Here is a 13,236-nt window from a genome sequence, read left to right as displayed (position 1 = left end):
GCCGTGGGGTGGGGTCCGGCCTCGCCTTCGGCCTCGGTCCCGGGGTGGGGGGCGGTGCCGGTCGTGGGGGCGGGCTCGGCCCCGGCTTCGCCTTCGGCCGGGGATCCGTTCCCACCCGCACCACCCGTGCGGCTTTCGCCGTCGGGTGCGGGTGACCCCTGCGGGGCTTGCTCACCATCGGCGGGCTGCGGGGACGCCGGGGTCTCCCGCGCCTCGCCGGTCTCCGTAGCCTCGGCAGCCTCAGCGGGCTCCCGCAGCTCATCAGCCTCAGCTGTCTCAGAGGTCTCAGAGGCCTCAGAGGTCTCGCTGGGCTCGACCGCCTCGGCAGACTCAGAGGGCTCGCTGGACTCCGCGGCCTCAGCGGTCTCCGTGGCCTCCTGCCGGTCGTCGGCCTCCCTGGCCTGCGATGGCTCTGAGCCGGCCTGGGCCTCCCCGTTGTCCTGGCTCTCCGAAGCCTCCACGGGTTCGGTGGCCTCCGGGGTCTCCGGAGCCTGCGGGGGCCGGGCCGGGGTGGGCTCCGCCGCTGACGGCGGGTCCTCCGGGTGTTCCCGTTCCTCCCGTTCCTCCTGCTCCTCCGGTTCCTTCGGCTGCTCGTCCCTCGGCCTCGGCGGGACCGTGACGTTGTCGAAGGCCGCCGCCACCAGTTCGTGTTCGTCGCCGGCGGAAGTGCGCTGATCGGGGACGTGGGCGGTGGGGGCGGGCTCCGGTTCCGCGGCCGGGGCCGGGATCTTCGGCGCCGGCTGCTGCGCCTCGGCCGGGGCGGGGTCCGCCGGTTGGGGGGTCGTCGTCGGAACCTGCTCCCGCTCCGCACCCTCTGCTGCGGCCGCACGTTCCTTGCGTGAGCGGCCGAACGCGTTCCGCAGGCGAGTGAGAATGCCCATGTGCGCAACCCTTCGCGTGAGTTGATCCCGTCGATCCCTGGCCAGGACGGACACGTAAGGTTAGCGGCCCCTGGTGGCGCGCCAGGCCAGGGGAGAGGGACGCGGGCAGGGCCGTGTCAAGGCGGGCCGGGCGTGGCCCGCAGCACGTGCAGTCACAGGGCCCGAGAGCCCGGGACCCCAGGTGAACCCCGAGAGCCCCGAGAGCGGCCCCGGTAGCCCCGGGAGCCTCTGGAGTCCCGGAAGCCGCGAGCCCGGGAGCCCGGGAGGCACCCAAGCACCGCGAGTCCGAGAGTCACCGAAGTCGCGAGCCCCGGGGGCCGGGAAACCCCCAAGCACCGACAGTCCCAGGAGTCCCGGGAGGCACCCGAGCACCGAGAGGCCGAGAGTCCCGGAAGCCGCGAGCCCCGGGAGCCCCGGAGACCGCAAGCTCTGGGAGCCCGGGAGGCACCCAAGCACCGCGAGTCCGAGAGTCACCGAAGCGCCGAGAGTCCCGGAGCGGCCCCGCTGAGCCGGAGCCCCGTAAGCCTCGCAAGCCCCGGACGTCCTGGAGCCCCGACAGCCCCGGTCCGTCCGCAGGCGGGGCCGGGGGTCCGCTCGGGTCCGTTCAGGCCTCCACCCGGGTCGGTTCCTGCGGCGGTGCCGGGGGCGTCGTCTCGGGGGAGCGTCCGCGCCGGCCGGGGCGCAGCCGCGGGAGGCGGCCGCGGGGGCGCGGGCCGGCGCCGGGCCGGGGGCGGTCGCGGCCCGGGCGGCGCCGGGTGAGCCAGGTCAGGGCGGCCACGGTCAGCCCCAGCGCCACCAGCAGCCAGGACGTCGTGCGCAGCGGGGCCGTGAGCGCGTCGTAGACGGCGCCCACGGCGGGCTGGGAGACCTCCGGGGGCAGGTCGGACAGGGTCAGGCCGCGGCCCACGGCCAGGGCGAGGGCGAGCAGCGCGCCGCCGAGCGCGGTGCCGAGTGCGGTCGCGGTGACCGCGCGGCGGCGGCGGGCGGCCAGGCCGATGCCGGCGACGGCGAACGCGACGGCCGAGACGGGCAGCCAGAAGCCGGCGACTTCGAGCACGTGGAACCCCTTCCGCATGCGGCCCAGATCCTGGGCCGGGAGCAGGGCGACCTCGGTGTGCTCGACGGGGATGCGGTCGGCGAGCGGCACGTGGTCCTGGGCGAGCTGGGCCTTGACCTGGGCGGTGACCGGGGCGAGGTCGACGGTGACCGGGCGGCCGCGGTCGTCGTCCCCGTCGCGCAGGGCGCGCAGGACGGCGTCGTGGGCGACCCGGTTGCCCTCGTTCCAGGCGGTGCGGAAGGCCGCGGTCTGCGTGAACGAGCGGACGGCGTCGTGCACGAAGGGCGCCACGGTCGCGCGCAGCACCCGGGAGTCCGTCTCCTGCCCGATCTGGTCCAGGATGCCGTTGCCGACCGTGTCCGCGATCGCGTCGCGCACGTCCGGGTCGGCGGCGAGCGGCGCCATCGTGGTGACGTAGTGGCCGGTGTCGGCGAGCCCGTACGCCGCCCAGGCCGTCAGCGCGCCGAACGGCACGAGCAGGCACGAGAGGCTGATCAGCACGGCCGACAGGCCGCTGCGCAGGCGTCGGGTCACCCTCCCCAGCGAAGTCTCCCGGCGACGGCCGCGCGAGTGGACGCACGGCATTCGGGTGACCGCGCCGCGTACGCGGGGAGGGTCGGGTGAGCAGGAGCCGGGCGAGGCGCGGCGCGGGGGAGGGCGCGGGAGGCGGGGCCGTCCCGTGAGGCGGGGCGCCGGAGGGGAGCCGGGGCGGCACGGCGTCCGGCCGCGGGTCCCGGTGTGCTGCCGGGACCCGCGGCCGGGGTGCCTGTCCGGGCGGCCGGGTCAGCCGATGCGGTGACCCCTGGCGTCCTCGTGCGTGTAGACCCAGTAGAAGCAGATCAGCCCCACGGCCACGCCGAAGGCCAGCGAGAGGCCGATGGCCAGCAGGACCGATTCGCCGGACTGGGCGTAGAGGAACCCGAAGGCCGCGCCGGTGAAGAGGAACCACAGGAAGGCGTGGAGTTCGCGCGGCAGCCGGGGGGCCAGGGTCAGCACGCCCGCGGTGACCAGCGTGAACACCACGGCGGTGACGAAGCCGAACACCAGGTTCCCCACGGTGATCGGGCCGCCGGACCGCCGGATGGCGGCGGCCCAGTAGCCGTAGACGAGGCTGATGGCGAACGGGGCCGCCCACCGGGCGATGCGGTGGGTCCGGGCGCTGAAGATGTCGGGTGACCGGGGATGCCGGGCGCGGGGGGCCGCGGTGCGGCCGGACACGGGTGCCGCGTGAACCATGAGAGCGCTCCTCTCTCTCCTCGCCCCCGCCTACCAGAGCACACCTGGGGGACGGCCCTGGCAAGTCGGCGGCCGCGGACGTGCCCCGGCCCCGCACCCCACGCCCGGATGCCAGTCCCGCACCCCGGATCCCAGCCCCCGCACCCTCGGACTCCGGACCTCGGACCTCGGACCCGGCCCCGCACCCCACGGCCGGATCCCAGTCCCGCACCCCGTACCCCGGACGACGGACCCCAGCCCCCGCACCCGGGCCCCGGACCCCAGCCCCGCCCTCTGGCCCCGGACCCGGATGTTCCACGGTCCGGCACCCGCCCGCGCACCAGCAGCGGTTACGGTGCTGAGGTACGCGAACGACGACCGGATCACCGCGGGGGGACCATGCCCGGAACCGTGCTGCTGCTCGCGGCCTCGCCCGTGGGCAAGGGCCGTCTGGTCGACGCGGCGTCCGTGCTGCCGGTGCTGGCGGCCGTGGAGCCCGCCGTGCTGTCCGGCACCCGCACCGCGAGCGTGGTCGAACTCGCCGACCCGCTGGAGCCGCAGGCCGTCCTCAGCCGGCTGCGCGCCGCCGCGGCCGCCCCGGGACCGCTGACCGTCTTCGTCACCGGCCAGCTCCAGTTCGACCGCCGCCAGAACCTGCCGCACCTGGCGCTCGCCCGCACCACCCCGGCGACCGTCCGCTACACCGCCCTGCCCTGGCACTGGCTGCGCGAGGAGCTGCGGCTGCGCCCGGACGGCACGACCACCGTCGTGGCCGACCTCTACGCGGACCAGGAGAGCTGGCGGCAACTGGGCGAACGCCCCCTGGACACCGGGCGCAACATCGCCGTGTACGGCCGTGTCGCCCCGCCGCCCGCCCGGCGCGCGGTGGCCGCGCCCGCCTACATGAAGGCGGTGGCGACGATCCTGCGCAGCGGGCACCGTCCGCCGGTGGACGAGCTGCACGAGCAGGCGCTGGCACGGCTGGCCGTGGAGGAGGGCGGCGGGGGGCGCGGGGCGCACGGCGGCCCGGGCATCGTGCTCGCCGCCGGGCGGCCGGCGGCGGCCGACCCGCACGCGGCCATCGCGGCCTGGGTGGAGTCCGGGCGGCACGGTGACGCCGACGCGCTCGCCGCACGCTGGGAGCAGGCCGCCGTGCGCGAGCACGGAGCGGCGTCCGAGGAGGCCCTGCACTGGACCGAGGTCCGGGCCGACCTCGCGATGTTCGCGGGGGACCCGGCCCGCAGCTGTCGTGCCTGGCTGTCCGTCGCCGCGACCCGGCTCGCCCTGGGGCAGAGCGCCGGCGCCCCGCAGGTGGAGGCCGCCGTGGACCGGGCGCACCACCAGTGGGGCCGGATCCGCGAACCGGAGCGTGCCCGGGAACTCGGACCGCTGCTGGCCGAGTTGCGCGGCCGGGTGCCGGGCCGCCGGCAGGGCGCACTGGACCACCTGCGGCGGCAGCTGCGGCAGTTGGAGGACGCGGGGCTGACGGCGGGCTGACGGCGCACCGGGCCCTGACGGTCCGTCGGCGAAGCGCCGGCCGACGGCGCGCCGCGCCTGGCGGTCCGTCGGTGGGCGAGGCGGCGGGCGCGGGCAGGGGACCGGTGCCCGTCGTGTCCGCCCCCTCCCCAGGGCGGGCGCGCGGTGCCAGAATGGTGAGTCATGGCTGAGGGGGAGGGCGTGGCCGGCCGAGGTATCCGGGTCCGGCTGGACGGAAGTGCGAGCAACCGGGACATCGACGCGCTGAAGGCGTGGCTGGAGCGGGAGAATCCGCTGGAGGAACTGGTCGCCGACGGGCGGCTGCGGATCCTCGAACGGCCGCGGTCCGACGCGCCGCCCGGCCACATGGGCGCGGGCATGGAGATCCTGCTGGTCCTGGCCGGTGCGGGCGCTGAGGTGGTGTTCGGCGAGCTGCTGGAGCAGACCAGACGGGCGGTGGCGGCCTGGCGCGAGAACCGCCGCCGGGTGGAGCCCGGCCCGCCCCCCGAGGAGAGCGTCGATCCGGTGAACACCGGCGGGGAATAGTGCCGTGAGCCGTTTCGACCCGCGGGGGCGGGTGAACCGGGCACTGCTGGTCGGCGTATCGGAGTACGAGCACACGCAGCCGGCCGCCTGGGACGGGGTGGCCGGTCAGCTGCCCGCCGTCCGGCACAACGTCAGCCGGCTGCGGCAGGCACTGCGGGGCGGGGTGTTCGAGGACCGGGAGATCACGGAGCGCCGCTCGCCCTCCCACGACGACTTCGGCGAGGACCTGCGCAAGGCGGCCCACGAGGCCGAGGGGCTGCTGCTGTGCTACTTCGCCGGGCACGGTGCCGTGCCGAGCGCGGGCAACGAGCTGTTCCTCCAGATGCGCAACGCGCGCGTGGTCGCCGGCGCCCAGGCGGTCTTCCCGAACGCGACCTCCTTCACGGAGGTGCTCACCGTGCTCGCCGGGAGCGGAGCGGAGCGGATCGTGGTGATCCTCGACTGCTGCTACGCGGGCAACGCCGCCAAGGTGTGGCACGACTTCCCCGGCCGGCAGAAGATCCTGCTGCTGATGAGCGTCCAGGCCAACCGGCTGATCGACTCCGGTGACGGCACGGGGCCGACTCCGTTCACCGACGCGCTCGTACGGCTCCTGGGGACGGACGGGGAGCTGTCGCTGCTGGAGGCCTTCGCGCACCTGCGGGGACGGATGCTGGCCGCGGGTCTCACGACCGCCTTCGGGGACCCGTGGGAGCCGCAGCTCGCCGCCGCGCCGGACACGGACGTACTGCTGGCGGGGGCCAGTCCGGCCGACCCGGACCCGGTGCCCGGTCCGCCCCGGCCGGTGCCGCCCGGTCCGCCCCGTCCGGTCACGCAGGATCCGCCCGCGCCGGTCTCACCCGAGCCGCAGGTCACGCCCATCCCGCCCGTCACCTTCATCCCGCCGGTCACCTCCGCCCCGCCGGACGCACCCGGGCCGCCGGGCCCGCACCCAGGGTCCTCGCCCGGCCCGGAACCCGGGCCGTCCCACGAGCAGGAGGGCGGGGAGCCGCCCAAATCCTGGGTCCGGCGCGCGCTCGCGGCCCTGCTCCGCGCCGTCCGGGCCCTGGCCGCGGCGGCCGGAGCGCCGGTGCGGTGGGCCGGGCGCCGCGGAGCACCGGGCCGCGTCGCCATGGCCGCCGCCCTCGTCCTGGCGCTCGCCGGTGTCGGCTACGCCGGGCACCGGTTCCTCACCACCGGCGGCGGAGCCGAGTGCGGGCCGCCGCTGGAACTGCGGGTGCTGACCGACCCCGACCTGGAGCCGGTGGTCCGCACGGCCGCGGACACCTACCTCACCTCGGACGCGAACACCGACGGGCACGGCTGCCGCCGCACCGGGATCACCGTCTACAGCGCGGGCGCCAGCGCGGCGCTCACCGCGCTGCGCGAGCAGACCGACGCCTGGCAGGAGCCCCACGAGGAGGACACCAATCCGCAGCGGGACGTCGGTCCGCAACCGGACGTCTGGATCCCCGCCTCCGCCACGGACGTGGCCCGCGTCACCACCGACCCGGGCGGGCGCTCCTTCGCCGAACTGCGGCCGGACACCCGGCCGTTCGCGTACTCGCCGGTGGTCCTGGCCGTGCCGCGGGACATCGCCGGACAGCGGGCGCAGGAGCGCTCCGGGCTGCCGCTGGCCCGGCTGGTCGCGGACCTGCGCAAGCGGGACGCGGGCGCCGGGGTGCTGCGCGCCGACCCGGAGGTCACCGACTCCGCGCTGCTGGCGACCATCGGCCTCTACGGCGGCGGCGCCGATCCGCGCGGCGCCGAGCAGAGCGTGCGCGGCACCGGACCGCCCGCCGCGACGGCGGCCGCGCTGCTGTGCTCGCTGCCGGCCGACCCCGCCGCCGACAGCCGTACGGCCGTCCTCGTCCCCGAGTTCCTGCTCGACAGCGGCGTGGGCTGCGCTGAGCGCACCCGGGTGCCGCGGACCGGGGAGTACCCCTCCGACGTACCGGCGCTGACGCCCACCTTCGTGCGGGTCGGCTGGGACGGCGGGGACCGGGACGCCGCGGCGCGGCAGGACGCCGTGGACCGCTTCCGCGCGTGGCTCACCGGCGGGGACGGGCTCGCCGCGTTCGCCGGCGCCGGTTTCCGCTCCGCCGCGGGCGCCGGGCACCCGCTGCTGGATCCCGGTCCCGCGGGCACCGGCGTGCTGCGCGAGGCCGGCCCGCTGCCGGGGGCCGCCGGGCGGGTGGCGATGGACACGGCACTCGCGCGCTACCGCAGCGCCGACGGCCCCGGCCGGGTCCTCTTCCTCCTCGACAGTTCCGGCTCGATGCACAGGTGGTGGCCCGGACCCAGTGGCGGCCCCGGCATCCTGAAGCAGTCCCTGGGCGGGCTCGGCACCGAGGACGAGTACGGCGTGTGGGGCGTCTACGAGGGCTCCGGCGGGCAGCATCACGACGAGGTGCTGGACTTCGGCCACCACCGCCGCGCGGACGCCGAGCGGCGCGTCGGCGCGGCGGCGCGGGTGCGGGACGCCGAGTCCGATCCGCACGCGGCGCTGCTGGCCGCGCTCGGCTTCATGGCGCAGCGTGGCGCCGACGACAAGCGGCCGCAGCTGATCGTGTACATCACCGACGACGAGGACGACAACCGGCTGACCGGGAAGAACCTCTCCCAGGTGCTGGACCGGGCCGGGCACGGCGGGGTGCCGGTGGACATGGTGTCCCTGGTCGGCGGCTCCTGCGACCAGGGCCGCCCGGCGGCGGCGGTCGCCGCGGCGAGTCACGGCCGCTGCCTGGACGTCGGCGACGACCTCGGCACCGTCCTGCACGACGAGGTCGCCCGGGTGGGGACGGGGGAGGACTGATGCGGCGAGGGACCGACCGGCGCGCACGGCGGCCGGGACGCCTGCCCGAGGGCCGTCCGCGGGGGCGGTACGGGGCGTCCGGGCGGGCCGGTGTGCTCACGGGGGTGGTGCTGTTGCTCGGTGCCGCCGCCTGCACCGGCGGGGACCCGGACGCGGCGCGGTCGCCCGCCGCCGACGTGCCCGGGGAGATCGTCGTGGCCAGCGGCCGGGACGTGACCGGCAAGAACGGCATCCGGCAGCAGCTCATCGACGCCTGGAACCGGCAGCAGGACAAGGAGAACACGGGCTACCACGCCCGCCTCGTCGAGCTGCCCGGCTCCGCCGACGAGCAGCGCAGCCAGCTGCTGGGCGCCCTGCAGTCGGGCAGCGCCGACTACGACGTGGTCAACCTGGACGTGACGTGGGTCCCGGAGTTCGCCGAGGCGGGACTGGTCGCGCCGCTGCCGCGGGATACCCTCGACGGTGACGTCATCGGGTCGGTCGCCGCCACGGCGTACTGGAAGGACCGGGTCTACGCGGTGCCGTTCAACACGGACGTGGGGCTGCTGTACTACCGGCGCGACTACCTGCGGGCGGCGGGGATCCAGCAGACCACGCTGGAGGCGGGCACGACCTGGACGGACCTGCGCGACCTCGCCGACACCCTGGACGCGCACCCGCCCAAGGGCTTCGAGAAGGCCTGGACGACCCAGCTCGCCGCCTACGAGGGCCGCACGGTCAACGCCGTGGAGGCGTTCGCCTCCGCCACGAAGGACTTCGCGCTCACCGACGCCTCCGGTCACTACACCGCGAGCCGCCAGGAGCTGGCCGACGGCATCGCGGAACTGCGCCGGCGCACGGAGAAGCCGTACACCCTGGACCACGCGTTCGCCTCCGACGAGGCCGCCTCGCTCAGTGACTTCGCGAGCGGCCGCACCGCCTTCCTGCGGCAGTGGCCGTACGCCTACGGCACCCTCCACCAGACCTTCTCGGCAGGTCAGGTGGGCGTGGCCCCGCTGCCCGGCCGGGCGGTGCTCGGCGGGCAGAACCTGGCGGTGGCCCGCTCCTCCAACCGGGCCGGGAAGGCCGCCCAGCTCATCGCCTACCTCACCGACGCGCAGAGCGAACGGTGCCTGCTGGACGCCGGGTTCGCCGCGACCCGCACGTCGGCGTACACCGACGACCACGTGAGGTGCGCGGCGGCCGGGGGTGCGTCGGCGGCACCCACCGGGGAGAGCACCGACCGGACGCCGCGCGACGCGGCCGGCCGGCCGGACTACGCCCGCCGCATCCTCTACCCCGCCCTCACGCACGCGGTCCCGCGCCCGCGCACCCCCCTGTACGGCGCCTTCACCCAGACCTTCAGCACCGCACTGGGCCGGCTCTTCACCGCCGACCCGCCGAGCGACGCGACGCTGGCCGACAGCTTGGACGAGGCCCTGCGCAAGGTGCTGCCGCGCCGCTCCTAGCGGTCCTGGACGGCGGCCCGCTGGACGGGTGCGGGGTCGGTGGCGGCCGGGGCGGGGTTCGCGTTGGCCGCCGCGACCAGGGCGGCGACGGCGACGAGGGCCGCGCCGAAGCCCCTGACGTGACGTCCACGGATGTGACCAGGGCGCGCGACAGGGCGTCCGAGCACGGCGACCGACCTCACAGCGACAGGGAACGACAGTGGGGGGTTAAGCAGGTTTAACGTACTCCCCAACCTAGGGGGTGGGAGCGCTCGGCCGGAAGAGGGGCAGGGTCCGAACAAAGGGAGGAACAGGACGGGGAGAGGCGGGAGTTGAGACCGTACGGGCGGCTCGTCCCGGTGGCGGGGACAAGGCGGTGCCAGCCGCTTCGCAAGCCGGCTTACTGGCATGATGAACCGCATGGCGAAGCGGGACGACCCGGAGACCATCGGGCGCAGGGTGCAGCGGCTGCGGCGCGAACGGAGCATGACACAGCGGCAGTTGGCCGAGCCCGCGTACACACCCGCCTACGTCTCCACCCTGGAGGCCGGCCGGGTGCGCCCCTCCGAGACCGCGCTGCGCCACCTCGCCGAACGGCTCGGCGTCGCCTTCGAGGAACTGGCCACCGGCCGCCCCGCCCACCTCGCCACCGACCTGCGCCTGCGGCTGACCGAGGCGCAGCGGACCCTGGCCACCGGGGAGACCGGCAAGGCCGCCGGCCTGTACGCCCGGCTGCTCGCCGAGGCCGAGGACCACGAACTCACCGACATCCAGGCCGACGCGCTCCTCGGGCTCGGCGAGTGCGCCCTGGAGACCGGGGAGCTGGAGAGCGGACGGCAGTACTTCGAACGGTCCGAACGGGTGCTGGCCGACGCCCCGCTGACCGCCCGGGTCCCGGCCCTGCGCGGCCGTGCCGTCTCCCACTACCTCACCGGCGAACTGCGGTACGCCGTCTACCTCTTCGAGTCCACGCTCGACGAACTCAACCGCGCCGGGCTGCACGACCCCGACGCCCTGCTCCTGCTCTACGCGAGCGTCATCGGACCGTACATGGACATGGGCGCGCACGCGCGGGCGGCGCAGGCGGCCGAGTTCGCCCTCGCGCTGGCCCCGCAGGCGGGCGATCCCGCGCTGGTGGCCCGTATGCACCGGTCGGTGGCCCGCACCCTGCTCGCCGAGGGCCGGATCGCCGAGGCGGACGCCTCGCTCGCCAAGGCCGCCGAACTGTACCGGCACCTCCAGCTGCGCACCGAACTCGCCAACTGCCACTGGATGCGCGGCTACGTCTGCGCGCAGAACGGCGAACTGGAGCGGGCCGAGAGCGAGCTGCGGGCCGCGCTGGACATGCTGACCGCCAAGCGGGCCGCGCTCTACACCCGGCAGGTCGCCGTCGAGCTGGCCGACGTCCTGCACCGGCGCGGCCGGTCGCGGGAGGCCTCGGACCTGCTGCGGGACGTGCTCGGCGACCTCTCCTCCGAACGGGGCGCGATGCACGCCGCCGCCGCGCACCGCCTGCTCGGCATCATCGCCGAGGACGCCCGCGACGCGGAGGCCGCCGAGGAGCACTACGTCCGCGCGCTGAGCCTGCTGGAGCGGGCCGGCGCCGCCGGTGACCTGGCCGACCTCTGCCGTCTCCTCGGTGACCTGCTGCGCCGCACCGGCCGGGTGGAGGCGGCCCTGGACGCCTACCGCACCGGTCTGGGGCACCGGACGGCGCCGGGCACGACCACCCTGGGCCCGGCACCGGCGCAGCCGCTGCTGTGACCCCAAGGGCACCGGCCCCCGCCCGGCCGGCGCTCAGGCCTGGGCGCGGCCGGCGCGGCGGACGGCCTTCAGACGCTCGACGCCCTTCTGCACCGCCTGGACGGTGGCGTCGGAGGTGAGGGTGCCGGGGGCGCCGTCGGTGAGGGTGAGCGCGTCGCCGCCGACGCGCACGGCGACGACGTCCAGCGTGAGCGTGGTGACGTCCGCCCCGCCGGAGCCGTCCGAGCCGTCGCCGTCCGCCTCGTCCGTGCCCTCCGCGCCGTCCGCGCCGTCCGGCGGTCCGGTGAAGGTGACCCGCAGTCCCTGGCGGGCGTCCCCGGCGGCGGGCAGGGCCAGGTCGCCGACCCGCACGGTCTGCTCGCCCGCCCGGGTGGTCGTCGCCGTGAACCGGGCGCACGTCCTCGGCAGCGTGCGCAGCCACGCCAGCGCGCGGTCCACGTCCGCCGGGCGCGGCGAGAGGACCTGGTGGCGCAGTTGGGCGCCGTCGTCGCCGTCGTCGAAACCGGTCACCGCGTACGTCCCGGTGGGGGCGCCGAGCGGCTGGTCGGCGTAGAGCGCGTCGAGCAGCCGCCGGCAGTCCGCCGGTGCCGCCTCGGCCCGCGCCTTGAGGATGCCGTCCCGCCAGGTCGCGGCGCCGTCGGTCGGCTCCCAGGGGACACCGAGGTCGGCCGCGGTGAGCAGCGCGGCCTGTGCCTGGGCGGCGGTGAGCGCGGCGGCGGACGGCGAGGCGGGGGCGGCCGGCCGGGTGGCCGCGGCGGCGGACGGCGAGGCGCCGGCGGTCCGCTCCACCGGTCCGGAGCCGCAGGCGGAGACCGCCGGCAGGGCGCCCGCACAGAGCACGGCGGCGGCAAGGGCACGGGCGGCCGGGGGACGGGGCATGGGCGGGTCCTCCACAGGAACGGGCACGACGCGAACCGGACGGTCCTCCCACGGCACCACCGAGTCGGGCCCCCCACCACCGCGCCGGTCCGTCCGGGTGAGGCCCGCCCGCGGCACAGGCATAGGGTCGGTACGAAGGAGCGCACGCACCGCCGTTTCCGAGGGAGCCCGACGTGACCGAGCAGTCCGCCTCCGACGCCACGCCCGTGATCATCGACTGCGACACCGGTGTCGACGACGCGCTCGCCCTGCTGTTCGCCGTACGCCACCCGGGGATCGACCTTCGCGCGGTGACCTGCGTGGCCGGGAACACGGACGTGGACCAGGTGGTGCGCAACACGCTGACCGTGCTGGAGCAGGCGGGCGCGCCCCGGATCCCCGTCGCGCGGGGCGCCGAACGCCCGCTGATCGAGCCCCTGCGCACCGCCCACCACGTGCACGGCCGGGACGGCATGGGCGACCTCGGGCTGCCCGCCCCGGGCCGCCGGGCCGCCGGCGTGGACGCGGTGACGCTGCTGCGGCGCGAGATCCTCGGCTCGCCCCGCCCGGTCACCCTGATCCCCACCGCGCCGCTGACCAACATCGCCCTGCTGCTGCGCACCCACCCCGAGGTGACGCGCAACATCGAGCGGATCGTGTTCATGGGCGGGGCGGTGGCCACCGGGAACGCCACGGCGGTCGCCGAGTTCAACGTCTGGCACGACCCGGAGGCCGCCGCCGTCCTGCTCACCGCCGGGGTGCCGATCACGATGTACGGACTCGACGTGTTCGAGCGGGTGATCGTCCCGGCCGGTGACGTGCGGCGGCTGAGCGGGAGCGGCGAGGCGGGTGCGCGGCTGGCCGGCCGGCTGCTGTCCCACCGCGACCCGGTGACGAGCGAGGAGGACCCGGCGGGCGGTCTCGGTGACGCGGGCGCGGTCTGCGCGGTCGCCGACCCGGCGGGCCTGACCACGCGCCGGCTGCCGGTCGAGGTGAACCTCGCGCCCGGCCCGGCGCGCGGCCAGACGGTCGTCGACCGCCGCGCGCGCCCCGGCGAGGCGGAACTGCACGGCGAGGCGCGCGAACAGCAACTGGTGGACGTCGCCCTGGACATCGACGTGGAGCGGTACGTGAAGCTGTACCTGGCCACCGTCGAAGCGGGCGGCGCGGGGGCCTAGCCCCGGCCCCGCGTCGCCGGGCGGGCCCGGCCCCCCCAGC

10 protein-coding genes and 1 pseudogene are annotated in these 13,236 nt (G+C 76.5%); 6 read left to right on the top strand and 5 right to left on the bottom strand.

From position 1 onward, the window contains the following. The 3 genes and pseudogenes from IG64_RS42545 to IG64_RS31420 all read right to left on the bottom strand — a co-directional run. Positions 1–881: pseudogene (locus tag IG64_RS42545) on the bottom strand (Toxic cation resistance protein); the annotation flags it as partial. 604 nt (positions 882–1,485) lie between these two features. Then, positions 1,486–2,472 carry a hypothetical protein gene (locus IG64_RS31425; RefSeq protein ID WP_037862339.1) on the bottom strand — a complete coding sequence of 329 codons (987 nt, stop codon included), beginning with the start codon at positions 2,470–2,472 and terminating at the stop codon, positions 1,486–1,488. 249 nt (positions 2,473–2,721) lie between these two features. Beyond that, positions 2,722–3,174 carry a hypothetical protein gene (locus IG64_RS31420; RefSeq protein ID WP_037862336.1) on the bottom strand — a complete coding sequence of 151 codons (453 nt, stop codon included), beginning with the start codon at positions 3,172–3,174 and terminating at the stop codon, positions 2,722–2,724. Positions 3,175–3,552: 378 nt separating this feature from the next. Here IG64_RS31420 and IG64_RS31415 point away from each other — a divergent pair, with 378 nt between their 5' ends. From IG64_RS31415 to IG64_RS31400, 4 genes are all read left to right on the top strand, one after another. After that, positions 3,553–4,650, top strand: coding sequence for a hypothetical protein (locus IG64_RS31415; protein ID WP_037862332.1), 1,098 nt, complete (start codon positions 3,553–3,555; stop codon positions 4,648–4,650). Positions 4,651–4,812: 162 nt separating this feature from the next. Continuing rightward, the gene (locus IG64_RS31410; RefSeq protein WP_037862331.1) at positions 4,813–5,175 is read left to right on the top strand and encodes an effector-associated constant component EACC1; all 363 of its coding nucleotides are present in this window, start codon (positions 4,813–4,815) and stop codon (positions 5,173–5,175) included. A gap of 4 nt (positions 5,176–5,179) precedes the next feature. Further along, positions 5,180–7,969, top strand: a complete 2,790-nt coding sequence (locus IG64_RS31405; RefSeq protein ID WP_037862328.1) for a VWA domain-containing protein — start codon at positions 5,180–5,182, stop codon at positions 7,967–7,969. 104 nt (positions 7,970–8,073) lie between these two features. Beyond that, on the top strand, positions 8,074–9,417 hold the full coding sequence (locus tag IG64_RS31400) for an extracellular solute-binding protein (protein WP_234438673.1): 1,344 nt from the start codon (positions 8,074–8,076) through the stop codon (positions 9,415–9,417). Here IG64_RS31400 and IG64_RS41310 read toward each other — a convergent pair. Next, positions 9,414–9,584 (bottom strand): hypothetical protein, encoded by a 171-nt coding sequence (locus IG64_RS41310; RefSeq protein ID WP_158771691.1) that lies wholly within the window; start codon positions 9,582–9,584, stop codon positions 9,414–9,416. The genes IG64_RS31400 and IG64_RS41310 overlap by 4 nt on opposite strands. 232 nt (positions 9,585–9,816) lie before the next feature. Here IG64_RS41310 and IG64_RS31395 point away from each other — a divergent pair, with 232 nt between their 5' ends. Continuing rightward, positions 9,817–11,160, top strand: coding sequence for a helix-turn-helix domain-containing protein (locus tag IG64_RS31395; RefSeq protein WP_037862325.1), 1,344 nt, complete (start codon positions 9,817–9,819; stop codon positions 11,158–11,160). Positions 11,161–11,193: 33 nt separating this feature from the next. Here the strand turns inward: IG64_RS31395 and IG64_RS37745 are convergent, their stop codons facing one another. Next, a complete protein-coding gene (locus IG64_RS37745; RefSeq protein WP_051813544.1) occupies positions 11,194–12,039 on the bottom strand; it encodes a hypothetical protein in 846 nt (281 codons plus the stop codon). Positions 12,040–12,212: 173 nt separating this feature from the next. Here IG64_RS37745 and IG64_RS31375 point away from each other — a divergent pair, with 173 nt between their 5' ends. After that, positions 12,213–13,196 carry a nucleoside hydrolase gene (locus IG64_RS31375; RefSeq protein WP_037862321.1) on the top strand — a complete coding sequence of 328 codons (984 nt, stop codon included), beginning with the start codon at positions 12,213–12,215 and terminating at the stop codon, positions 13,194–13,196. Positions 13,197–13,236: the final 40 nt, after the last annotated feature.

Origin of the sequence: Streptomyces sp. NRRL S-340 (assembly GCF_000720185.1) — a bacterium.
Lineage (GTDB): Bacteria > Actinomycetota > Actinomycetes > Streptomycetales > Streptomycetaceae > Streptomyces.
Note: the sequence above shows the minus strand (reverse complement) of the source record. Positions and strands in the feature narration are given on the sequence as shown.

Coding starts and splice junctions, on each gene's coding strand:
- IG64_RS31420 (WP_037862336.1), bottom strand. CDS start 3,174: ATGGTTCACGCGGCACCCGTGTCCGGCCGCACCGCGGCCCCCCGCGCC.
- IG64_RS31410 (WP_037862331.1), top strand. CDS start 4,813: ATGGCTGAGGGGGAGGGCGTGGCCGGCCGAGGTATCCGGGTCCGGCTG.
- IG64_RS31415 (WP_037862332.1), top strand. CDS start 3,553: ATGCCCGGAACCGTGCTGCTGCTCGCGGCCTCGCCCGTGGGCAAGGGC.
- IG64_RS37745 (WP_051813544.1), bottom strand. CDS start 12,039: ATGCCCCGTCCCCCGGCCGCCCGTGCCCTTGCCGCCGCCGTGCTCTGT.
- IG64_RS31395 (WP_037862325.1), top strand. CDS start 9,817: ATGGCGAAGCGGGACGACCCGGAGACCATCGGGCGCAGGGTGCAGCGG.